Here is a 23,353-nt window from a genome sequence, read left to right as displayed (position 1 = left end):
ATACATTGTGTTAATCCAATTGGGGGGCTTATTAAATATGGTCAACGTTTAACATTGTTGTCAATATTCAACTCGATGCCACCGCCCAATTTCTCCAATATACAATTGGGAAAAAATAAAAATGATAAATATGCAGAATTGCATATTGGCGAGTTGATTAAAAAATGAGTGAAATACACAGATCTATCATCAAACAAATCAGAAAGTTAAGAGGCATTTCTCAGAAACAGTTAGGCGACTTAGTTGGTTCTCAATCAACTGTGTCGCATATAGAAAATAATCAAACTGAACCTAGCGACTATACACTTTATTTGCTTTGCAAAACGTTGAATATCTCATTCGATGAATATTTTTGTTCTGTGTTCGGGCTTGAGGAATCTAATATTGAAAAGTTGGAAACAATTTTGCTGCATGCCTATGTTCGAAATGATCGTCAGCAGTTGCAGCAACTATGGATATTTTATCGTCGACAGTATCGTGACAAGAAAATGAATCGATTGATTTTTCATCAGACAATGATGATCAAAGCCACAATATGCCGTCTTGATACTAATAAGCATGCTAGTATCAGTGAAAAAAATAAATTGATCAATTTTTTTTCGATGTCCAAGAATGGCAATATTATGACTTGCGTCTTTTAACTTGGACGCTAAATTTACTAGATATTAAACAAATAAAACCTTACATTACACATATTATGAGATGTAATCAGCTTAAGAAAATTTCAAATTGTGTCTCTATTGGTATTGGCCAGATGCTTATCTCTGCTTTAAGCAGCAGCATTATCGGCCAAGAACGACAGATGACTAGTTATTTGTTGACTATAGCCGAATCTTGGCAAATACACCAGTCGGTTAATTTTAATTTCAAAACCTGGCTGCTGTTTTTGACCGGTATTGTCGAAAACCGTGTCCAGCATCAAGGCAAACAAAATGAAAAAATTAAACATGCTTATCGTATTGCTGCTTATCTACATAGCGACAGCACGATTGGCCTTTTTGACCGATTTTTAAAAAGCACTAGTTCTGGTTCGTAGACCAAATAATGATTTTTCATTGCAAACAATAAGCGTCAACATAGACTGCTAAAAAAGTCCAACAATTGCTGTTGGACTTTAATTTTGATCAGTATATATTTTATCTGCTTACTTGACTTGATTAATTGCCCATTTTGGCTGCTCGCCGGATAGAACCCGTACGACTTCGCTAGCAGAATCCACGGCCATGCGTGCCATGCACTCCACTGTGTTTGAGGCAATATGCGGTGTTAATAGCACATTATCCAATGTATAAAAATCACTGCTTAGTGGAAGTGGTTCGTCTTCAAAAACATCAAGAGCAGCAGACTGAATTTCTTTTGTTCTCAAAGCGTTGATAAGATCTTGTTCGTTAACTAGTGCACCACGACCTAAATTGACCAGCGAAGCAGATTTTTTCATCATAGCAAATTCACGTTTCCCAAAAGCGTGCGTGGTTTCATCGGTAACAGCTAAATGCAAGGTGATCACGTCTGATTGGCTGATCAAGGTATCACGATCAACTAAGCGGCCAACTGCTGTTTCTTTGACAAAAGGATCAAATATCAGGACATCCATTCCTAAGGCGTCAGCCTTTTTCGCAACTAGTCTGCCTATTCGGCCGTAACCCATGACACCCAATTTTTTGTTCGCTAGGTCAAAGCCCATGTGGCTGGACTTATAATCGAAATGTCCTTGACGCATCTCATCTGATATTTTTGTCAGATTTTTTGATAGATCTAAGATCTCAGCAATGGTCGTTTCAGCGACTGTAGCTGCATTGGCCATTGGTGTGATCGTTACCCAAACACCATGTTTTCCAGCGAATTGCGAGTCAACATTGTCAAAACCAACGCCATGACGAGCAATAATTTTTAAATTTGGAAACTGCTCTAAGGTCTTATTATCAAATGGATCTGTCATTAAAATAATGCCATCAGCATTTTTGCCGACTTTCAAAATACTTTCTTGACTATTGTCAGCAGCTTCGATCAAGTCAAAATTGTGGTCAGTCAGGTAATCCTTGCCTGCCTGTGATAATAATTTAGGTACAACGACTTTCATTTTTAAATTCTCCTTTATCTTAATAAATAACCACCATCAACCGGCAAAGTAACGCCAGTGATGTAATCCGATGCCGCGCTGGACAAGAAGACAATGGCACCCATCAACTCGGATGGATCAGCCCAATGATTAGCTGGAATATGAGCTAAAATTTCTGTATTACGTGCTTTATCGTCACGCAAAGCCTGTGTCATTGGTGTATCGATGTAGCCTGGTGCCAAGGCATTAACTTGAACATTATCTGTTGCCAGTGCATCCGCGTAGGCTTTTGTCAATCCTACTACGGCATGTTTGCTAGCTGTATAGGGGAAAATAAATTTTCCAGCTCGATAAGATTGCATCGAGGCAATGTTAATGATTTTTCCAGATTTTTGCTCGGCCATTATTCGGGCAACAGCATGTGATAGATAATAACCAGCATTTAAATTGAGTTCGATCACTGCTTGCCAATCTGTGTCCTTGAATTCTTTCCAGCTGCCTCGTCGTTGCAGACCGGCATTGTTAATCAAAATATCAATATGACCAAATTTTTTTATGGCAGTAGCGACAATTTTTTCAGCTGCACCAGCTTTAGTAATATCTTCCTTTAAAAATTCGATTTTGCGACCGCTGTTTTTAACTAGGTCTGCCGTCTGCTGCCAGCCGTTTTCGCTATGACTGACGACCAGAACGTCAGCACCAGATTTCATTAGGGCCTGAGTGTAATATTGCCCAAGTCCAGATGCACCACCAGTAATGATGGCTGTTTTATTATCTAAGCGAAACCACTCGCTGCTGAATTCCTTTAGATTTTTCATTTTTTCCTCCATAAAAATTTAATTGAACATGACAACTGCTAACAGCAGATTTAAGGCACATGTACCCCAAGCCCACGGAACACCAGTCATTAAGAATTTTTTCGTATCTAAGTTTGTGTACTCTAGTGCCCATAGATTCCAAGACTGAGTAATACAAGCCGATACAGCCATTGAAACTGCTGGTACGACGATTAGAGCAAATCCAAAATACTGATTGAAAAAACCAGTTCCGGCAATCACGGCCGCCGTGGCAGAACCAGCCCCCCAGACCATCAGCGGTCCTCTAAACAAAGCCAGCGGCGCTAAAATAGCGAAAACAATTGCAATGACCAATGGATCGTGAGGAATAACATTATGCAAGATCGTGCTGAAACGAGCAGTGTTTTTGATAGCGGCCGCACTAAACATTGTCAAAATAAACAGCATGACTAGCAGCCCTGAGATATCGGATACTGATTTATTGATTGTGGCGTTGATCATATCTAGGCAGTGATGATATGAGGACATATTTCCGGTTAATAAGAGTGCCAAAATAATTGATAGTAACAAGGCTGGTACTGGCTGCCAGCCAAAGGTTAAATTCATAAAGACTGGCATGACCGGAATGAAGTAGCTGTAGATCGGTGCTGATTTCTTTTTGTCGTCGAGATGCTGATTTTCGATTTTTTCTTCGTTAACATGAATTACTTTTGCATGCACGAGAATAAAAAGTATGACAACGAGCATCTGCACGATCATTGCCGCAAAGCCATAGGTAAGATATTTGCTTGCGTACAGAACTTTTGGGAAAAATAATTGAATTTGTTTAATAATCACGATATTGACATACATTGGTGCGCCGACTGACAAAACGAAAGCAACGACCGAGACGTTCTTCGGCAAACCAAGTGATTCGAGAATCGGTAGTAATATAACACCGACCGCAATGACTGCACCGACACCATAAGAACTCGTAAAGATAAAAGAGGTGACGATACAGACTAGAATGGCGGCCATAATTGGGTGTTTTTTGCTGACACGAATTGTTTGTTCGCTAATTGATCCAGCGATATTTGTATCAACAAGAACTCTTCCAAACCAAGATCCGAAAATAATAACGACGATCGTGGAACCGTAATCTAGTGCCGGTTGTGAAAAAATGTCGTTGATGGCAACTTTGTAGGGAATACCGCCGATGATCGTCCACAAAAGTGCCATGAAGAAAAAGCCGATCATGATATTGCCGCCGCGCATGACGAAATAAATGAATCCCAAGAAAGTTAGTAGTAATAGAATACCGATGATTAAGTTCATGATTTAGTTTGTCGGCTTTCTAAATAGTTTTCAAGAAGACCAATATCAGTTTTTAAATTATCCATGGTGTCCACTGGGTATTCCAAAGCAACTGGTAAATTCGGATCATTTAAATCCAGCAGTTTTTTCCAGTCTAATAATCCCTGATCAATTGAAACCGTTTCTGCTTTGTCGCCTTTTAAAACATAGTTTTTAATATGGATATAGCGTGTAAACGATGAAAGCTTTTGACTTGCTTGAACCGCATCCTGCTTTGTGAAGATCCAATTGCCTAAATCATTGACAAAGCCAATATTCACAGCATTTTTTCGAGCGCTTTGGAGAAAAGCGAGAATATTATCAGCTGATCCATTCAAAACAGTCTGATCATTTTCGACGTCCAGTTGAACATTTTTTGGCTGAATGGCTTCAATTTCTTTTTTTAAATTTCCTTTGTAAGTGCCAAAATCACCAATATTTAATTTGACATAACTAGCACCAAACAATAGTGCTTCAGAAAAATATTGCGTTAACCTGGAATTTATCTCTCCGTCAACGAAAAGAACGTCTGGGACTGAATAAAATAAGGTTAAACGTTTTCCCAATTTTGCATGATTAAGCGCTTCCATTTCACGTAAGTTATGTTTAAAATATTCTCGACGAACTTCAATGTTCCAAATTCCAGCGTTGATAAGTTGGTCAACAAGCTGTATCTGTGTCTGTCCATTCTCGTGTTGGTGCTGTAATACCAATGTATTAATGACAATTTGATTGTTTTTCATTGAAAGGACCTCCTAGTTTTTTAGTTTTTAGTTCTTTTCGATAATGAAAACGTTTTCCTAAAGAGCCAAATAAATCTTACAATGGATTTTTCATACTGTCAATGATTTTATATAAATTTCACAAAGAATGGCCAACGATCAATTCACTCTTGACTGTCACTAATTTTTGTTCGAAATTATTTTCCGTTATTTCTTTTAACAGTACATTTGCAGCTGTACTGCCAATTAATTTAGGGTCTTGTTGAACCGCTGTAATTAAAGGGTGAGTTAATTTTGCCCATTCCCAATCATCGAAAGCTGATAAGCCTAACTGATCAGGAACGATAATATGCTGCTGAGTTAGGATTCGCATCAATCGTAGTAAAAGAGGGCCTTTAATGGCAAAAACAGCTGTTTTAATTTGAAAGTTGTGTGTTTTTTCTTTTAAAATATCGAAAATTTCGTGATCTGAAGTATTTTCTGCGACTTCGATCAATCCTAAAATAAAGTGATGATTCTTTTTTAGATCATTTAAAGCTGAATAACGCTCTTTTCGAGCGGTATTCTCATTAACTGATTCGCTGAGAACTAGAATTTGCGGATATTGCATTTCCAGCATTAATTCACCGAGTTTTTTTGAGTATTCGTAATTGTCAGTCACGACTTCTGGCCAGACCGCATGTTCAATTCGGCGATCAACTATCACAGTTGGCACATTTTGTTTTTTTAAAAAACGATATTCAGCAGCCCTGTGGCCCATAGGCTGCAAAATAATACCATCTACCTGGAGTTCTAATAAGCGCTCGATTTGTTGGTGCTCCTTGGCCTTGGAGTTATTAGAATTCATCAGAATGATTTGAAAAGCATTTTGGGATAGAATTTCATCAATTCCTTTAAAAAGTAAAGAGGAAAAAAAATTTTCAACATCTGCAACAACGACACCGATCAAGTGACTGTTTTGTCTTTTAAGCATTTGTGCTTGTCGATTAACGTGGTAGTCAGCCTCTTTCACAGCCGTTTGAATTTTCTGCCGTGTCTTTGCCGACATTTTATTGTAGTTGCCGTTGACATAGCGAGACACAGTCGTGATCGATACTCCAGCCGTTTTTGCAACGTCATTAATTGTGGCCCTTTTATTATTTTTCATGTCCGACTGTTCATTTACTCCTGCATAAGCTATTTTGAACTATTTTCCTTTGTTATTTTCTTTTTTAGATATATCTTTTGCATAAATTCGTCTCTTTTGGATTATTTGTACATTTTATTTTAAAAAACGATTGACAAATTATTTTCGGCCGTGTAAGCTTCTAGACAATTAAATAAATAAAACAACGAACAGAAGAGTAACTTGTTGAGATGCCAAGAGAGCTGATAGTGCTGGAAATTAGCCTTTGATTCAAGTGAACCACACCTGCGAGTGCAGCCGAAATACTGCCGGGTCACCGTTATCGTCAGAGTCTTTGACTCAATGAGGCTGATTAAGTAATTGATCAGCATTAAGAGGTGGAACCGCGTAACACGCCCTCTCAATCTTTATTGATTGAGGGGGCTTTTTTTATTTATTTTGAGAGGGAGGAAAACATGAATTACATTATTTCAATCTTGCCGGATATTTTAAGCGGCTTGAATATCACGATCGGTCTATTCATCTTTACTTTAATTGGTGCGACGCCGCTTGGCGTGTTAATGGCAATTGGTATGCGGTCACAGTTTGTTATTTTGCGCTGGCTATTAAATGCCTATGTGTGGATTATTCGTGGAACGCCCTTAATGCTGCAATTGATGTTTGTCTACTGCGGACTGCCGATCGCGACGAATAATGAACTTGTTTTCCCAAAAATGACAGCCGCAGTTGTCGTCTTTATCCTAAACTATGCTGGATATTTGGCTGAGATTTTTCGTGGCGGCATTCAAGCGATTCCACAAGGCCAGTACGATGCAGCTCAAGTCTTGGGTATTAGCCGTGGTCAAACATTTAGAAAAATCGTTTTGCCGCAAGTCTTTAAAATCGTTCTTCCCTCATTTGGTAATGAAGTGATCAATTTGATCAAAGATACCTCTTTGGGATATGTGATCAGTCTTGTGGATATTCTCTACATTGCTCAAGGGCACGCGGTTGCTGATGTGACTCTGCTGCCGTATGTCATCGTAGCTGTTCTGTATTTGTTCTTTACGGCACTGGCGACCTTGATCATGAAAAAAATCGAAGCAAATTATCGGGAGTGGCAATAATGCTGAAAATTCAAAATTTAACCAAAACATATAATGGCAAAATCATTTTCCGAGATTTGGATCTTGAAGTGAATAATGGCGATGTTTTAAGTATCGTGGGGCCATCAGGTATTGGTAAAACGACGCTGCTGAAGATCATGGCCGGTTTGGAAACGGCAGATTCTGGCAGTATGCTGATCGATCAGCAGCCGGTTAATGTTTCAGAGAAGAATCAAAATAGACTAATTGGCGTTATCTTTCAGGATTTTAATCTATTTCCGCAATTTACAGTTTTGGAAAATATTAGTTTGGCACCACAACTGGTCAAAAAAGTTCAGCAGCAAGATGCCGAGGAGAAAGCCCGACATATCTTGGCCGAACTCGGGATCGAAGATAAAGCCAGTCTATATCCTTACCAATTATCAGGCGGGCAAAAGCAGCGAGTGGCTATTGCTCGGGCCCTAGCAATGGATCCCAAAATTCTAGCTTACGACGAACCAACCTCGGCTTTAGATGAATTTTCAACTGACCAGGTCGTTGATGTTATTAAAGAACTCAAAGCAAAATCAGTCACACAAATGGTCATTACACATGATATGCCGTTTGCTAAAAAAATTTCGGATCGAATATTTGATTTTAAAGAAGAGGTTAAAACAAAATGAATACATCTAATAGCAAGAAAAAATTATTTGTCAATATCGGCATCGTTGTCCTGATCATTGCAATTATCGCTGCTGCCATCGGTTACGTGACGCTCAGACCTAAAGCAAATAAGACGGACGGCTGGTATAAGATCGATCAAGCCAAAAAAATAACAATTGGTTTAGATGACACTTTTATTCCAATGGGATTTCGTAACAAACAAGGCAAGTTAGTTGGCTTTGATGTTGATCTGGCTGATAAAACATTCAAGAAATTAGGGATAAAAGTTAAATGGGAACCAATCAATTGGGCTACTAAGGAACAGCTATTGAATAATGGCCAGATCGATGCGATTTGGAATGGCTATACAGTCTCAGCGGCCCGCAAGAAAAAAGTTGCCTTCTCAGTTCCCTACAAAAAAGGTACACAAGTACTTGTCACTCTGTCGAAGTATAAAATGCGTTCCTTTGCCGACATGCAGGGCAAAACACTGGGTGTCCAAAATGCTTCAACGGCTGATACACAATTCAGTCAATATAAAAATTTGTTGAAAAAGTATGTTAAAAGTCCTGTAGAGAAATATGACACGTTTGATAAAGCTTTTATGGATCTAAAAGCTGGACGTATTCAAGGCATTTTGGTTGATTCGATGTACGCGGGCTATTATATTCAACACCTATCGGACTCTAAAGATTATCAGATCATCACTGGCGCTTATCCAACTGACAATACAGCGGTCGGTTTTAGAAAATCAGATAAGTTATTGCGTCAAAAGGTAAATGCTGTTTTGGAAAAATTCCAAAAAAATGGTCAGATGAAATCTTTACAGCAGAAATGGTTTGGTAAGGCCGACAGCAACCTGAAATAAGCTAAAATTTAGTCGATGCTGATTTTTAAACAACAAACATTAGCTGACAGTCGAAAACTCGCACATCGTTTGGCGGGTTTTTTGTCGGCTGGCGATCTGATTCTATTGTATGGTGATCTAGGGGCCGGCAAAACAACTTTCACGCGCGATTTAGTTCAAGAACTAGGTGCGGATAAAAATATCATCGTGAATTCACCAACTTTCACAGTCATGCAGCAGTATACCGGCCATGGTTTGGCGTTTCCTGTTTATCATTTTGATGCTTATCGTTTGGAAGGCATTGGGGCAGCTGACCAAGGCTTCGAAGATTATATCGGAACTGATGGTTTGACTTTGGTTGAGTGGCCTGAATATATGAGTGATATTTTACCTGACCACTATCTTAAAATCACTTTTACCTATGCTGGAGACAGTCGCAATATTGATTTTTCGGCATCTGGTAGTCATTATGAGAGGATTCTGAAAGCACTATGAATTTTCTAGCAATGGATTTCGAAACAGCTAGCAGTGATCCCTGGTCAGCTGTGTCGCTGGGGCTGACTCTGGTAGCTGATAACAAAATTTCTCAAAATTGGTATTCATTGATCAAACCGGAGACTGCTTTTTCGTATTGGAATACGGAAATTAACGGATTGACAGCTGATGATGTGATTGATTCACCAAAATTCCCGGCTGTTTGGGACGAAATTAAGAATTTGTACAGTGATTATCCGATCGTTGTTGGTCATAATATTCGTTTTGACAATAATGTTTTGCAACAAACGCTACATTATTATGGCTTGAAAGCGCCACATTATCTTAGTCTTGATACGGTGGCAGTCTCTCGAAAATTTCATCCAGAAATGGCAAACCATAAACTAGATACAGTAGTCGCTGATCTGGGTCTGAACTTGGCGCACCATCATAATGCAGCTGATGATGCACAGGCAGCAGCGGAAATTCTGATTTATGAAATTGAACATTTTGGTGAATCACGGATCAAAGATTTCGCCAAACTTACTTAAGGGAAATGGATGGCGCTGAAAATTATTCGCAATTATATAACCCGTCATGATCGTTTTAAAGAAGCCATTCCTTTACTGCCAGCCGGCATTATGATTCATTCGACAGCTTGTCTTGATGTTATGGCTGCTGATTGGTTTACAATGTGGCATAAATCGCTTGCTGCTGGTGAAATTAATCGTGAAGCAGCTGTCCATGCTTTTGTGGATGATCAGGCTGTCTACCAGTATTGGCCATGGATGATCTGCGGCTGGCATGCAGGCGGCAGGGTAATAATTACCCGCATTGCTATCGAGACTTGTGAACCGGCTGGAATTGAGTATGCTGAAGATAGTTTTGATTTGATTGTTTATGATTCGACAGTGTTTGCAAAATATTTTGAGAAAGTTTGGCAAGACGACATTCAATTATCACTTTGGCTATGTCAGCAGTTTCAGATCGCTCCTGGCAATATTATCAGTCATCATGAAGGTTTTTGACTGGTGTTGCAGCTGGCCGCCATGATCTGGAACATTGCTGGCGTTATCATGGAAAAACAATGTCTGATTTTCGTAATGAAGTTAGAAAAAGATTAAATAGGTGATACTTATGGCAAAAAAGAAAAAAGAAAAATTCCAGTCGATTAAAACGACGAATATTGGTGGGGATGATCCGTCAATGGACAATCTTTTCGCAAAGATTAAGTTAAGCGATAAAAAAGAAACAGAAAGTAAAAAAGAAAAACCAGTTTGAAGCCCCTTATTGAATATCGGGCTTTTCTTATGCTGAATAAGGCTAAATTATGCTGCTATTCAGGATAAAATAGAGATATGAAGTTATTTTGGAAAATTGTTTTGTGGTTTCTGGGCATTTATTTGCTTTTTAATTTGTTAGCGGCTTTTATCGGTTTGGCCTCATCTTTGATTTTGCCGGCTGCGATCATTTATTTCTTTTATCGTGCCATTTCCCAAAATAACAAAAAATTAAAAAATGCAGCCAAAAAAATCAGGAAAACGACAGGCTTATTGGTATATCGTCGAGATTGGTGGAAAATTTTGCCAGCTGTGCTATTGTTAGCCCCCTTATATTGGCTTAACCACATGCCAGAAAACTGGTTGTTTTATAGCATCGTCTTTACCCTGCTTCTGGCTTCCGGATATTTTTTCCTGACATCTTTTCGTCGCTGGGTTTATCTGGAAATCAGTGATTTTGGTCTGGTTCGGGTCGATCATAAGTACTTTTTCCGCCATAAAATTATCTACGACTGGTCTCGCGTGTACTACACGGAACTTTCGACCGTTGGTCTGAATTATCAGTTGTATATTGCCACTCTGGATGGTTCGTTTACGATCACCCAAAAAGATTTGAAGGATATCGCGATCCCGGAATTAAAGCAGCTTATTGATAGCTATATAAAGGCTGGTGGCACGCCAACTGCAGGAACTGCTGATGAACCGGATCTTGCCACTGCTGCTAATAAATTTGATAAATTTGCCAGTTCAATTTTAGATGGCAGCAACTTACTATTGGACAAAGCAAAAAAGAATTTGGACAATTATCGCAGCCGGTCCAAAAGAGTGAGTGATGGTAGTACAGCTGATTTAACACCGATTGTTATTTTTAAAGGTGCCAAAAAAACACGGCGGCGTTTTGCCGAATTAACAGCTTTTGGTTTGGAATTTGTTGAGCCGCAGAAAATAGCTAAAAAAGAACAGAAAATATTACGAATTGCTTGGGAAAACATAAGTGATATTAAAGTTGATGATTTAAAGGACCCAAGCCAGTTAGAATTAGATTTGAAGTTAGCTGAAGGGTATGAACTATCTCTTTTGATCGGTGATCGCGATAGCAATACAAAATACACAAGTTTGTTGCCAAGCAAAAACTTGTACCTGCGCGCCCAGACTTTAAAAGCACATAGTCAACATACCAGTATGACTGTCTAGGAGGACAAATGGCGAATATGAATGATTCGACCGAAGAAAGAGGCCAGCAGGAGCTAAAAGCATCCGTTTTGCCAACCCTGAATCCTGATGATCAAATTAAAGCAAGAGATCTAGCCAAACAACTGGACGGGCTCGATCCGGAACAGATCATTAGTTATGGTTCGGATGTTCAAAAAGAAATCTCGGATTTTTCTCAAAATGTGTTAGATCAGGTCTCTAATAAAGAATTGGGCGCCATTGGTGATAATCTGCGTGATTTGGTTGTTACGATCAGCGAGACGAAGCCCGATGAATTGGCACCGCAAAAAGCCAGTTTCGTTGCGAAAATTTTTGGTAAGATTAAGCGATCAGCATTAGAAGTACAAGCTAAATATGAAAAAGTTGGTCAGCAAATTGATCGAGCAGCCGAACAGCTATCTAGCCAGCAGCTAGGATTGACTAACGATAATAAGATGTTGGAAGGCTTGTATCAGCGCAATTTGGCTTACTACAAGCAATTAAATTTATATATTGCCGGGGCTGAAGTCAAAGAGAAAGACATCCGTGACAATATCCTGTCAGCTGCACAAAAAAGAGCTGCCAAAACGCAAAACCAGTTAGATGCACAAACAGTACAAGATATTTACCAAACACTAACTACTTTAGAAAAACGTGATTACGATTTGAAACTGACACGTCAGATCGCGATTCAGCAAGCGCCGCAGATCCGCCTTGTTCAAACAACTAATCGGCAATTAGCTGAAAAGATCCAGTCATCGATCAATACTGCAATTCCTTTATGGAAAAATCAGATCGCAATTGCGCTCACTTTGTTCAAACAACGCGACGCGATCAACACACAAAAAGCTGTTTCGGAAACAACTAATCATCTGCTGGAACAGAATTCGCAAATGTTAAAGCAATCAGCATTAGATACGGCTCAAGAAAGTAATCGTGGTGTGGTTGATATTGAATCATTAAAAAAATCGCAGCAAAATTTGATCGATACGATTCAGCAAACTATTAAAATTCAAAATCAGGGCCGTGAACAGCGTGCCCATGCGGAAACGGATCTGGTTGCCTTAGAAAAACAAATGAAAGAAGAACTGAGAAGAATTGCACACGAACAAAACTATCCTAGCGATTCAGAAAACAAAATTAATTGATCAATATGTTTTAAAAGTCCATTTTCAAAAAAATGGGTGCATGATCTGCTCGAGTACCGGTATCCAGCATACCGGTTTTTTTTATTTTGTCCTTAAGTGAATCACTGACAACATAATAATCGATTCGCCAACCAGCATTATTAGCTTTAGCAGCACGATTGCGCTGGCTCCACCAAGAATATTGTGCCTGGTCCGGATGCTGGAAGCGCCAAGAATCAATAAAACCGGAATCAAGCAACTGACCAAATTTAGTCCGCTCTTGGTCTGTAAAACCAGCTGATTCATGATTTGTTGATGGATTTTTTAAATCAATTTCTGTGTGAGCAACATTCAGATCACCTGAAAAAATAACTGGCTTTCTTTCGGATAAGCCGTCAAGATAGTCACGAAACTGATCGTCCCATTGACCGCGCAGTTCCAAACGTTTTAAACCATCACCGGAATTTGGGGTATAGACGGTCAATAGATAAAAATCAGCATATTCCAGCGTAATGACACGGCCTTCGTCATCCATTGTATCTGGCACATCGAGGCGGGGTTTATCGTATGAAATTGGTGCTTTTTTAGCCAAGATCATAACACCGGCATAGCCTTTTTTGGCCGGTGGGTTGCTAGTTCGTACAAATCTTAAGTAGCCTGGGAAAAGTGCTTCTAAACTTTCATCTTGTTTGTTGCTTAAACCCGTTTGAGGCAATTTAGTTTCTTGTATGGACAAGAAATCAGGCTGAGCAGCCGCAATTTTAGATAATGTTTCATATGTGAGCAAGCCTCGTGGGGACTTGTGTTCGATGGCAGCGTTTAAACTATCGATGTTCCAAGAAATAAAGTTCATACAAGTAAGTCTAAACCATGGATTGTGATCAGCAATGATAAAATCAAAGTATCGCAGATTTTATTAAACAATTTTCCAATATTGAAATATACAAAGACAAAGAAATTGCTGAATACGCTTTTGCACAAGTTGGCGGCATTGTTGATTACCTTGCTTTGCCAAAGACGCGTCAAGAAATGAAAAAACTATTGGCAGCCGCTGATAAAGCAAAACTAGCGGTGCATGTTTTAGGCCAGCTTAGCAACATGCTGATTTCCGATCAAGGTGTTGCAGGTCTTGTGATCATTACAAGCGAAATGAAGACGATCCATATTGATCAAAATAAAATTGTTGCTGATGCCGGTATTGATATGATTTCTGTTTCGGAATTTGCCTACGAACACGGTCTGTCTGGGCTTGAGTGGGCTGCCGGTCTGCCGGGTTCTGTTGGTGGTGCTGTCTATATGAACGCCGGCGCCTATGGTGGCAACACAGCTGATTGCCTTAAAAGTGTGATTGCTTTAGATCATCAGGGGAAATCAGTTATACTTACTAAAGAGAAGCTTGGTTTTTCTTATCGCAATTCCGGTATTCAGCGCAATGACTATTATATTGTGCAAGCAGTTTTTGAATTGGAAAAAGATGATCCAGCTGTCATTCGCCACTGGATGGATGAGTTTAATTTACGGCGTATCAGCAAGCAGCCTTTGAATCTGCCTTCGAATGGTTCTGTGTTCAAGAGACCGACTGGTTATTATGCTGGTAAATTAGTTAGCGAAGCCGGCCTGCAGGGCATACAAATAGGTGGCGCGCAGCTTTCGACAAAACACGCTAATTTTATTGTAAATGTTGATCATGCCACTACTGCGGATTATCTCGACCTGATCAACCTAGTCAAACACACCATTCGGCTGAAAGACCATATTGATATGGAATTGGAAATCAAAATGATTGGAAAGGGATTTACGGAGAATTAATGGAATTACTACTACTATTTCCAATAATTGTTTCTTTGATCGTTGCTAGTAGTTTGGTTGCGCATTTTTTCCCGCTTGTGCCTGTTAGCCTTCTTCAGATCCTTTGCGGCGTTGGACTATCTTTTTTCATTCATGGAAGTTTTGGTTTGGACAGCGAATGGTTTTTGCTCTTATTTATTGCACCAATGCTGTTTAATGATGCTTGGCGTTTTCCTAAAAGGGAATTGTGGCAGTTAAAAGCGCCGATCATTGCTAATGCGATCGTGCTGGTCTTTTTAACTGCACTCGGCGGCGGCTGGATCATTCACTTGCTAATTCCGGTACTGCCATTATCAGTTAGTATTGCTTTGGCGGCGGCCTTGTCGCCAACGGATCCTGTAGCGGCTGGCACGATTCTCTCGCGGATCAAGATCCCTGATAATTTATTGCATGTTTTAATGGGCGAAAGTCTTTTGAATGATGCTTCCGGGCTGGTTGCCTTCAAGTATGCGGTTTCAGCAACTATGCTGGGATCTTTCATCTGGCATGATGCATTGTTTAATTTTATTTATATTTCTGTTGTAGGCGCCCTAACTGGCTTCTTTCTGATTTCGTTTTTGGATTGGGGTACTGAATTCATTAGAAAACATGGTGCCAATGATGAAATTTTACAGGTCATTATTAGCATATTGACACCTTTTTTGATCTTTTTCATTGCTGAAGAAGTGGAACACTCCTCGGGTGTGATCGCCGTTGTTGTTGCGGGAATTTTGACCAAATTAAGAAATAACGCCGACTATAATTCTAGTTTTGAGTTTGATGTTTTATCTGAATCAATATGGCGAGCACTAGCTTTTGTTTTAAATGGCACGATTTTTATCATGTTGGGTATGCAGTTGCCGTTAGCATACAAAAACGCAATTATCAGTTCTCATTTAAATTTGTTTCGAGGCATCATTTATGGTGTACTGGTTTGGTTTGTTGTCTTTCTCATTCGGGCAATCTGGACTTACGCGAATGAGTATCTGAGTTTCAAAAAAAATCCTAATAACTCATCAGCACCATCCTTGATGGGATCAGCGATTATGGCCTTTTCTGGGGTACGTGGTGCAATTGCACTAGCAGCAGTCTTGTCGATTCAGTCTGTTTCCGGAGATGCTTTTCCACATTATTATTTGCTAGTCTTCATTGCCGGTGTGGCGGTGATTTTATCTTTAGTTGTTGCTTCAGTCATGCTGCCGATCCTGACTAAACGCGCAGGCGCTGTATCATCTTTGCCGGTTGATGTGCAGCTCATTGATCAGGAATCAGAATTTAATATTAACGAAATCGGTCAAAGAGAGAAGAAACATAAATTTATTAGTGAGGAATCAGCTCGTATTTTTCAATTACGCTCAGGTGTTCAGGCACTCAAATTGCAGCTGCATGATGCTGAATTCGGTAACCAGGTCGTTAATGCCAAACAAGCGGTTATTTACGATCTTGTGTTTGATCGCCAGCAGAAGATCAATGATCTGCAATTAAAAATTGATCAACAGTCTGCGAAAAAATTGGCTACAAAAGAACGTGATTTTCGCGTGATCGCTTTGACTGCTGAAGTGAAAACAATTGAAAAATACAGAGGACAGCGAAAACTTTCAACACCTGTCTACCATGCTAATATGCGTGGTGTTAAATGGTCGTTGCGTGATGTCGGACGTAAAAGGAGTTTTTCTTTTCAGTGGTTCTTACGCCTTATCCGACGTACTCTGCAAGTGGCTGAAATGAAGATCAGTCGTACGGATTCAGTTCAGGCAAAAAAAGAAAACGCTATGATTCACCGGGCACGAGCCAAGGCTGGTATCAAGGCTTTGACTGACTATTTAGAGACGAAGAAAATTGATAAATATGATCAGCAAGCAGCCTTTAACACGATTATCAACTATCGCAGCTGGTTGGCGAAAATCAAAGCAAGCCGCACTTTTAATAAGAATTACGATGCTTCGATGATGGAATTATCTTTAAGTGCGCTCAAAGCAGAACGAGATGCTGTACAACAATTGTTTGAAGCCAATCGAATTTCACGTTTGCTAGGCATTAAATTATTGCAAGAAATCAACTTCGCTGAGACCTCAGCCCTTTCGGCCGACGGTAGTTAAGTTATACTGAAATCAATGAATTTAGCTAACATCTTTACATATGAAAATCTGGTTCATTTAGGCGATATTCTGATCATTTGGTTTGTTCTTTATAATGTTGCCAATTGGGTTCGCGGTACTCGTGCAATGCAGTTGGTTCGCGGCATTGTTATTTTGATTTTTGTACGTTTGATCGCTTGGTGGTTTGGTTTTGATACGGTTTCTTGGATTCTGGATCAGGTTATCAATTGGGGACCGATTGCATTAGTGGTGTTATTTCAGCAAGAAATTCGCCGTGCTTTGGAAAACCTTGGCACAAAATCCTTTTTTCGTCCGTCAGGTCCGTCTGTGCCCTCTGAAGAGATCGTCATGACAGCCTTGGATCAGGCGCTGCCTTACTTGTCCAGACGCCGTATTGGCGCTTTGATCGCAATTGAACAAGAAACAAGCTTAGCTGAAATTATCGAGACCGGTATTACGCTGGATGCTCAAGTTAGTTCGGCCTTGTTGATTAATACTTTTATTCCCAATACACCTTTGCATGATGGTGCCGCTATCATTAATGGTGATCGTTTAGAAGCAGCAACAGCTTACTTGCCGCTTTCTAGTAATCCTAGTACGTCAAAAGATTTAGGTACTCGCCATCGCGCTGGACTAGGTTTGGCCGAGTCAACCGATGCGATCGTCATCATTGTTTCTGAAGAGACAGGTGAAGTGTCGATTGCTCACAAGGGTGTGTTGTATCGCAGCCTGAAACCAGAAAAATATGACCAGTTCTTGCGTGATCGTTTAATTCCGGAAAATGAAAAAAATCGTAGTGCTGTTTTCTCTAATTTAGCTAGCTGGATAGCTGGTTCCGCTAAAAAAAAGCATGACCAAGATAATTCAAAAAAGGAGAATTCTTAATGAAATATATTAGTTCTCTTTTTCGGGCAAAATGGTTTCAATTGATCGTGACATTAGCCATGGCGATCGCGCTCTTTGTCTATGTAACCGGTACGATCGGCAGTCTTAGCAGCAGCCGTAATCATGAAAATCAATTAATTACGACGCAGACGGCAGACCTGAATATTCCGATTAATATCATCATGAATGACAAGAAGTACTATGTTTCTGGTATTCCGCAAACGATCAAAGTTAAGGTAACAGGCCCTTCGGGCCTTGTGACGGCAGCGCAAAATTCACAAACAATTCGTGCAACGATCAACCTTGAAAAACCTAAAATTGGTTCTCAGCAGGTCCAAGTTCATTTGACAGGGTTGTCAGACAGCTTGGCTAAAAAGCTAGATCCTTCGTCTTTAACTGTCAATGTGTCGAGAAAAATTTCCAAAAGCGTTCCGATCATTGCAACATATAATCGAGATAATATTGCTAACAAGTATGTTGTTGCTGGCTTTAAGATCTCTCAGGTCAAGGCAACGATTGTCGGACCTTCTGATCTGGTCAAACTGGTTAATCATGTATCGGCAAGTCTGAGTGTCCCGGCAAACACAGAATCTAGCATTACAAAAAGCGTTGCTTTAAAAGCGGTGGATAAAAATGGTTCGGTCGTTTATGTTGATATTACACCGAATTCAGTAGTTGCTTCTTTGGATGTCACGAGCCAATTTACAGTTAATAGCAACGCGACTGAGACGAAAACTGTTTCATTGAATCCTAAATTTACTGGTTCTAAATCAGTTTCCAACTATAATGTGACATTGAGTTCATCAAGTATTCAAATAACGGGTGCTAAGGCGACGGTCGATAAGATTGATTCATTGCCTTTGACGGTAGATTTGGATCAAATTAGTAGCGCTGGCGGTGTTTTGACGATCAAACCGTCTCTGCCGAAAGGTGTCAATGAAATCACGCCTAAAGCGATTGAGGTGTCGATTACCTCAAGATCGTCAGCTTCATCAAGTTCAGGGGGGAATTAGTGGCTGATTATATGGTTTTTGATCTTGTTGAAGAAATTACGCGTTTGGATGGTTCGACTTATGAGGAATTAGGCAATATTATTATTAATGGTCGGGCCGAGTACGCAGCCGAGAATCATTTCATTCAGCAGGTTCGAATTCTTAAATTGAATATTCCGCATTCGAATCACGTAGAAAAAGTGGAAAGGTATATTAATGAGCATTATTCCGATCCAGGATTCTCAATGACTAGTTGGGAAGAGTGGCGTAAAACACCAGAAATCCAAAAAGAGATGCAGGCCATTTTGAACGACAACCGTTTAGGCTAGTTTGTCTATTTTTTCGAGGACGGTCGTTGTGAAATAGCCTGAACGAATTTTGTTTGAAAAATGCTTGAGTTTGTGAAAATCGATCTCAGCATTTTTTATTTGTTCACTAATATCATGAAGGTTATCAATTGTGATACCGATGTGATTTTGTAAAACAATCTCTGCAATTGCCGCTTGCTGCCAGACGATAACGGGGATATCAGCTGCCAAATATAGGCTGAGTTTGTGTGGTGAATTAATTTTTTCATAGTTTTGATAACCAGCTTTTTTTGTATTGGTATCCCAAACTAATCCCCAGTGACTTTCTAATGACTGCGCAATGATTTCCGGACTTAATGCCTCGTGGAAATTCACCTGATCCTTATTTGCTAGTGACCATTTTCTCGGCACTCGGCCGAATACCTCCAAAGGTAAATTGAGTGAATAGTCTTTTAACCAACTTGCTTTTGTCAAACTGCCAGCATATGCCAAAGTTTCTGGCAAACGGCTCGTGGAACTATTTGTGTCCGTGAGATAATCGAATAATCCTAGTTGAAAAACAGTGGAATTAGCTTTCAGCATCACTGCCGCCATCGCTGAATTATGAACGACCAAAAAATCTGCAGCAGCTAACAATTGCCAGGCAGCTCTATTTGATTGCTGATCTAAAATACGCAATGGTTCAAAATCGTGGATCATCAATCCAAAACGAGCACCGATTCTCTGAACATTTTGTAAAAAATCCAGTTCCCAAGCATCACCGAGATAGCTGGGATATTGATGGATAAGCAGATCATTTTTTTGGATTAAGTTTAAGTCAACCGTTTGGCTGGCTCGATCAATTATTAAAGGATGGTAGGCATGTTTTTCAGCGATCGCCGCAAAATCCTGTTTGGCTTTATCGGCGCCGATCGGCATCCATGGTTCGTAAGTTAAAGTCACCCAATTCATATATTAACTATAATAGAAGCATGAGAAAACCGATTATTATTGCCAATTGGAAAATGAATTTTTTGCGTGATCAAGCTGATCAATATGTGGCGAAGTTGATTAAGAAACTAAAAAATGATCGACAAATTGAAGTTGCAATTGCCTCTCAAGATCTTTTTTTACCGGATTTGATCAGAATTGCCGATGAAACACCAGTTTCGATCGTTGCTCAAAATGCGCATTGGGAGAATTTTGGACCTTTTACAGGCGAAACATCACCAAAAGCCTTAGCTAATATCGGTGTTGACTATGTGATGCTTGGTCATTTTGAGCGGCGGGAATTATTTAATGAGACAAATTCCACGGTTAATTTAAAAGTTCGAACGGCTTTGAACAATGGCATGAACGTTATCGTGGATGTCGAGGAACTCGAACAAGTTGCACCAGTCTTGGAAGGTGTTTTAGAAGAACAGATGCAGCGTATCATGATTGGTTTTGAACCGACTTTTGCTATTGGCACAGGTATGTCTGCCAGTACTAAAGGTGCTGAGGATGTTGCCGCCCAGATTCGAAAAACGATCAAAAAACTTTATGGCATTAACGTTGCTGATGCAACACGCATTCTATATGGCGGCTCGGTTAATCGGGATAATTTAAAAGATTTGATCAATCAAGTGGACATTGATGGTGTCTTAGTCGGCAAAGCGGCTTTAGATTTTCAGACTTTTTGGGAATTGGTCCAGATTGTACAAAGAGCTGATCAAAAAAAGTGAAAACGTTTACATTTTGGTCATTTTCTTTTATAATGAAGTCGTTTTGAAATTAAACGCAGCAAAGTGTGTCGTCAATTTGAAAACACAACTCTGAGATGAATGGGAAGCTGCCAAGCGGTGGTGCAGCTAGCAAATTATGTCTTCCCCAAGGAGATAAAATGGTTGAAATGTCTTTGGAACATATCCGCAAGGTCTATCCAGGCCAAATTGTGGCAGCGGTGCCTGATTATAGTTTGAAAATCAAAGATGGCGAATTTACAGTCTTCATCGGCCCTTCGGGATCAGGAAAATCAACAGTCCTGAGAATGATCGCCGGCTTGGAAGATATCACTTCTGGCGAATTCAAGATGGATGAAAAGCTCATGAATAATGTTGAGCCAAAGAATCGTGACATTGCGATGGTTTTTCAAAACTATGCTTTATATCCGCATATGACAGTTTTTGATAACATGGCTTTTGGTTTGAAACTACGTAAAGAACCGAAGGATAAAATTAAGGCAGCTGTCGATAAGGCGGCCGATCTGCTTGGTTTAACAGATTTTTTGGATCGGAAGCCAGCTAATTTATCCGGTGGTCAACGGCAACGTGTTGCTTTAGGTCGTGCAATGGTTCGTGATGCCAAGGTAATGCTTTTGGATGAGCCTCTTTCTAACTTGGACGCCAAATTACGTGTCGAGATGCGTTCTACGATTGCTAAACTGCATCAAGAATTAGGCAACAATTTTATTTATGTGACTCATGATCAAATAGAAGCGATGACAATGGCCGACCGAATCGTTTTGATTGATCACGGTGTCATCCAGCAAGATGGTTCACCGGAAGATCTGTACAACAATCCTGGTAATAAATTCGTGGCTGGTTTTATGGGCTCACCTTCGATGAATTTTATGAATCTCACTTTAAAAGGCGACACGTTGATCTCTAAAGACGGCAAAGTCAACCTGCTCGTGCCCAAGGGAACTTCCAAGTTCTTAAAAGAACAAGGATACGAAGGCAAAGAAATTGTCTTTGGTATTCGGCCAGAAGATATTCATACTGAGCCGATCGCTAAGGATACTTATCCTGGCGACACCATCAAGGTTCGGCTGGACTTAGTTGAGCCTTTGGGTGCTGAAACAATGTACTATTTTCAAGTTGATAATCAACAGTTCGTGGCGCGGGTCGGTGCTCGAGAACTATCTCAGACTGGCGATCGCACGGAACTGACTTTCCAAATGCCGAATGCACATTTCTTTGATCCCACAACGGAGTTAACGATCGTACCTGAAGGAACGAAAGTATACAAAAGTCCGACAAGACAAGATTCTGATGTTGCCAATACCAAGGGAACTTCACTTGAAGGACAAAAGTTTTCTGCCAAATATTAATGATTGTTTTAAAAACACAGTTTGTTTGCTAAACAGATTGTGTTTTTATTTACATTTAGATTTTTCGTATGCTGAGGTCTGCTAAAATATTAGGTGTTGTATGGAGGAAAAATATGTCATTAATTGCAAGTATTTATGCGCGTGAAGTTCTTGACTCACGTGGAAATCCTACTGTCGAAGCTGAAGTATATACCGAAGATGGTAGCTTCGGTCGAGGCATTGTTCCATCTGGTGCTTCAACCGGCGAACACGAAGCTGTTGAATTGCGCGATGGTGATAAAAGCCGTTATTTGGGCAAGGGTGTCACTAAAGCTGTTGCCAATGTCAATGGTGTTATTTCCGATGCCTTGGTTGGCAAATTCGATGCTGCTGACCAGCGCGGCATTGATTTGGCTATGATCGCATTAGATGGTACGCCTAACAAAGGCAAGCTTGGTGCTAATGCCATTTTGTCTGTTTCGATTGCTGTTGCAAGAGCAGCTGCTGAGGAATCTGGTTTGCCGCTTTATCAGTATCTTGGCGGACCTAATTCATACGTTTTGCCAACACCAATGATGAACGTTATCAATGGTGGTGCGCATTCAGACAACAAGGTCGACTTCCAGGAATTTATGATCATGCCTGTTGGCGCTAAGTCTGTTAAAGAAGCGATCCGTATGGGTTCTGAGACTTTCCACAATTTGAAGAAATTGTTGGAAGCTGATGGCAAGAACACTGGTGTTGGTGATGAAGGTGGTTTTGCCCCTGATTTCGCTAATAACGAAGAGCCTTTGCAATATCTTGTTAAGGCAATTGTGGCAGCGGGTTACAAGCCTGGTGTTGATATTGCCTTGGCAACAGATGTTGCTGCTTCGGAGCTTTATAACGCTGATACGAAGAAGTACAAGTTAAAGTGGTCAACTGGTGAAGAGTTTACAGCTCCTGAATTTGAAAAGTATATCGAAGGTTTGGTTGCGAAGTATCCAATTGTATCTGTTGAGGATCCGCTGGATGAAAATGAGTGGGATGACTGGGTTGAAATGACCAAAGAATTGGGCAAGAAAGTCCAAATCGTCGGTGATGATTTCTTTGCTACGAACACTGATTATCTGAAAAAGGGTATCAAGTTGGGTGCTGCCAATGCGATTTTGATTAAATTGAACCAAATTGGTACTTTAACTGAGACTTTTGAAGCAATTGAGATGGCTAAGGAAGCTGGCTATACGGCTATCGTTTCTCATCGTTCTGGTGAGACCGAAGATACGACGATCGCTGACTTGGTTGTTGCGACAAATGCTGGACAGATCAAGACTGGTTCAATGAGTCGAACTGATCGTATTGCCAAGTATAATCAATTAATGAGAATTGAAGATGAACTCAACCAAGGCGAACCAACGGGTGTTTCGGCTTATAAAGGCATCAATTCATTCTACAATTTGAGCGCTGATGCTAAAAAAGAGATTCAAGGACATAAGGGCTAATTGATTTCTGGAAAAAGTCGGACATTAGTT

The 23,353-nt window shown here is 40.1% G+C and carries 26 protein-coding genes; 19 read left to right on the top strand and 7 right to left on the bottom strand.

The genetic code is table 11. The annotated features are described in order from the left end of the window. Window positions 1–164 precede the first annotated feature (164 nt). Together DLJ48_RS08570 and DLJ48_RS08565 are read left to right on the top strand one after the other, a co-directional pair. Window positions 165–641, top strand: a complete 477-nt coding sequence (locus tag DLJ48_RS08570) for a helix-turn-helix domain-containing protein (RefSeq protein ID WP_243148656.1) — start codon at window positions 165–167, stop codon at window positions 639–641. Then, on the top strand, window positions 629–1,036 hold the full coding sequence (locus DLJ48_RS08565) for a hypothetical protein (RefSeq protein ID WP_243148654.1): 408 nt from the start codon (window positions 629–631) through the stop codon (window positions 1,034–1,036). The genes DLJ48_RS08570 and DLJ48_RS08565 overlap by 13 nt, the downstream gene beginning before the upstream one ends. A 108-nt stretch (window positions 1,037–1,144) precedes the next feature. Here the strand turns inward: DLJ48_RS08565 and DLJ48_RS02690 are convergent, their stop codons facing one another. From DLJ48_RS02690 to DLJ48_RS02670, 5 genes are all read right to left on the bottom strand, one after another. After that, on the bottom strand, window positions 1,145–2,080 hold the full coding sequence (locus tag DLJ48_RS02690) for a phosphoglycerate dehydrogenase (RefSeq protein ID WP_128685688.1): 936 nt from the start codon (window positions 2,078–2,080) through the stop codon (window positions 1,145–1,147). 14 nt (window positions 2,081–2,094) lie between these two features. After that, complete coding sequence (locus DLJ48_RS02685; RefSeq protein ID WP_128685686.1) at window positions 2,095–2,877, bottom strand: SDR family NAD(P)-dependent oxidoreductase; 783 nt, start codon at window positions 2,875–2,877, stop codon at window positions 2,095–2,097. An 18-nt stretch (window positions 2,878–2,895) separates the two neighbouring features. After that, the gene (locus DLJ48_RS02680; RefSeq protein WP_128685684.1) at window positions 2,896–4,173 is read right to left on the bottom strand and encodes a gluconate:proton symporter; all 1,278 of its coding nucleotides are present in this window, start codon (window positions 4,171–4,173) and stop codon (window positions 2,896–2,898) included. Then, entirely contained in the window at window positions 4,167–4,931 is a 765-nt protein-coding gene (locus tag DLJ48_RS02675) for a sugar phosphate isomerase (RefSeq protein WP_128685682.1), read from the bottom strand. Before DLJ48_RS02675 ends, DLJ48_RS02680 begins: the two co-directional genes overlap by 7 nt. A gap of 118 nt (window positions 4,932–5,049) precedes the next feature. Then, window positions 5,050–6,057, bottom strand: a complete 1,008-nt coding sequence (locus DLJ48_RS02670; protein WP_128685680.1) for a LacI family DNA-binding transcriptional regulator — start codon at window positions 6,055–6,057, stop codon at window positions 5,050–5,052. A gap of 434 nt (window positions 6,058–6,491) precedes the next feature. Here DLJ48_RS02670 and DLJ48_RS02665 point away from each other — a divergent pair, with 434 nt between their 5' ends. The 9 genes from DLJ48_RS02665 (at window position 6,492) to DLJ48_RS02630 (ending at window position 12,703) form a co-directional block, all read left to right on the top strand. Then, window positions 6,492–7,142 (top strand): amino acid ABC transporter permease, encoded by a 651-nt coding sequence (locus tag DLJ48_RS02665; protein WP_128685678.1) that lies wholly within the window; start codon window positions 6,492–6,494, stop codon window positions 7,140–7,142. Then, window positions 7,142–7,783 (top strand): amino acid ABC transporter ATP-binding protein, encoded by a 642-nt coding sequence (locus tag DLJ48_RS02660; protein ID WP_128685676.1) that lies wholly within the window; start codon window positions 7,142–7,144, stop codon window positions 7,781–7,783. The genes DLJ48_RS02665 and DLJ48_RS02660 overlap by 1 nt, the downstream gene beginning before the upstream one ends. After that, entirely contained in the window at window positions 7,780–8,631 is an 852-nt protein-coding gene (locus tag DLJ48_RS02655; RefSeq protein WP_128685674.1) for an amino acid ABC transporter substrate-binding protein, read from the top strand. Before DLJ48_RS02660 ends, DLJ48_RS02655 begins: the two co-directional genes overlap by 4 nt. Before the next feature lie 15 nt (window positions 8,632–8,646). Continuing rightward, window positions 8,647–9,105, top strand: a complete 459-nt coding sequence (gene tsaE, locus DLJ48_RS02650) for a tRNA (adenosine(37)-N6)-threonylcarbamoyltransferase complex ATPase subunit type 1 TsaE (RefSeq protein WP_128685672.1) — start codon at window positions 8,647–8,649, stop codon at window positions 9,103–9,105. Continuing rightward, on the top strand, window positions 9,102–9,635 hold the full coding sequence (locus DLJ48_RS02645) for a 3'-5' exonuclease (RefSeq protein ID WP_128685670.1): 534 nt from the start codon (window positions 9,102–9,104) through the stop codon (window positions 9,633–9,635). Before tsaE ends, DLJ48_RS02645 begins: the two co-directional genes overlap by 4 nt. A 9-nt stretch (window positions 9,636–9,644) precedes the next feature. Continuing rightward, window positions 9,645–10,112 carry a peptidoglycan recognition protein family protein gene (locus tag DLJ48_RS02640; protein WP_243148653.1) on the top strand — a complete coding sequence of 156 codons (468 nt, stop codon included), beginning with the start codon at window positions 9,645–9,647 and terminating at the stop codon, window positions 10,110–10,112. A 109-nt stretch (window positions 10,113–10,221) separates the two neighbouring features. Continuing rightward, window positions 10,222–10,365: a hypothetical protein gene (locus DLJ48_RS08460; protein WP_165438697.1), complete on the top strand. Its 144-nt coding sequence runs from the start codon at window positions 10,222–10,224 to the stop codon at window positions 10,363–10,365. A gap of 77 nt (window positions 10,366–10,442) precedes the next feature. Then, entirely contained in the window at window positions 10,443–11,558 is a 1,116-nt protein-coding gene (locus DLJ48_RS02635; protein WP_128685668.1) for a hypothetical protein, read from the top strand. A gap of 8 nt (window positions 11,559–11,566) precedes the next feature. Further along, window positions 11,567–12,703, top strand: a complete 1,137-nt coding sequence (locus DLJ48_RS02630) for a toxic anion resistance protein (protein ID WP_128685666.1) — start codon at window positions 11,567–11,569, stop codon at window positions 12,701–12,703. Between the two features lie 10 nt (window positions 12,704–12,713). Here the strand turns inward: DLJ48_RS02630 and DLJ48_RS02625 are convergent, their stop codons facing one another. Beyond that, window positions 12,714–13,535, bottom strand: coding sequence for an exodeoxyribonuclease III (locus tag DLJ48_RS02625; protein ID WP_128685664.1), 822 nt, complete (start codon window positions 13,533–13,535; stop codon window positions 12,714–12,716). Between the two features lie 104 nt (window positions 13,536–13,639). Between DLJ48_RS02625 and murB the strand changes: the two genes are divergently transcribed. The 5 genes from murB to DLJ48_RS02600 are packed head-to-tail and all read left to right on the top strand — an operon-like array spanning window position 13,640 to window position 18,814. After that, a complete protein-coding gene (gene murB, locus DLJ48_RS02620) occupies window positions 13,640–14,491 on the top strand; it encodes a UDP-N-acetylmuramate dehydrogenase (RefSeq protein ID WP_243148696.1) in 852 nt (283 codons plus the stop codon). Continuing rightward, window positions 14,491–16,608, top strand: coding sequence for a cation:proton antiporter (locus DLJ48_RS02615; RefSeq protein WP_128685660.1), 2,118 nt, complete (start codon window positions 14,491–14,493; stop codon window positions 16,606–16,608). Before murB ends, DLJ48_RS02615 begins: the two co-directional genes overlap by 1 nt. A gap of 15 nt (window positions 16,609–16,623) precedes the next feature. Beyond that, complete coding sequence (gene cdaA, locus DLJ48_RS02610; RefSeq protein WP_128685658.1) at window positions 16,624–17,493, top strand: diadenylate cyclase CdaA; 870 nt, start codon at window positions 16,624–16,626, stop codon at window positions 17,491–17,493. After that, the gene (locus DLJ48_RS02605) at window positions 17,493–18,506 is read left to right on the top strand and encodes a CdaR family protein (RefSeq protein ID WP_128685656.1); all 1,014 of its coding nucleotides are present in this window, start codon (window positions 17,493–17,495) and stop codon (window positions 18,504–18,506) included. Before cdaA ends, DLJ48_RS02605 begins: the two co-directional genes overlap by 1 nt. Next, window positions 18,506–18,814, top strand: a complete 309-nt coding sequence (locus tag DLJ48_RS02600) for a hypothetical protein (RefSeq protein ID WP_128685654.1) — start codon at window positions 18,506–18,508, stop codon at window positions 18,812–18,814. The genes DLJ48_RS02605 and DLJ48_RS02600 overlap by 1 nt, the downstream gene beginning before the upstream one ends. On the opposite strand, the gene DLJ48_RS02595 is transcribed toward DLJ48_RS02600, so the two are convergent. Continuing rightward, window positions 18,806–19,744 (bottom strand): glycosyltransferase, encoded by a 939-nt coding sequence (locus DLJ48_RS02595; protein ID WP_128685652.1) that lies wholly within the window; start codon window positions 19,742–19,744, stop codon window positions 18,806–18,808. The genes DLJ48_RS02600 and DLJ48_RS02595 overlap by 9 nt on opposite strands. Window positions 19,745–19,764: 20 nt before the next feature. Here DLJ48_RS02595 and tpiA point away from each other — a divergent pair, with 20 nt between their 5' ends. From tpiA to eno, 3 genes are all read left to right on the top strand, one after another. Then, window positions 19,765–20,496, top strand: coding sequence for a triose-phosphate isomerase (tpiA, locus tag DLJ48_RS02590; protein ID WP_128685650.1), 732 nt, complete (start codon window positions 19,765–19,767; stop codon window positions 20,494–20,496). Between the two features lie 158 nt (window positions 20,497–20,654). Then, a complete protein-coding gene (locus DLJ48_RS02585; RefSeq protein ID WP_128685648.1) occupies window positions 20,655–21,863 on the top strand; it encodes an ABC transporter ATP-binding protein in 1,209 nt (402 codons plus the stop codon). 113 nt (window positions 21,864–21,976) lie between these two features. Then, entirely contained in the window at window positions 21,977–23,323 is a 1,347-nt protein-coding gene (gene eno, locus DLJ48_RS02580; protein WP_128685646.1) for a phosphopyruvate hydratase, read from the top strand. Window positions 23,324–23,353: the final 30 nt, after the last annotated feature.

It is taken from the genome of Oenococcus sicerae (assembly GCF_004102045.2).
Classification (GTDB): domain Bacteria; phylum Bacillota; class Bacilli; order Lactobacillales; family Lactobacillaceae; genus Oenococcus; species Oenococcus sicerae.
Note: the sequence above shows the minus strand (reverse complement) of the source record. Positions and strands in the feature narration are given on the sequence as shown.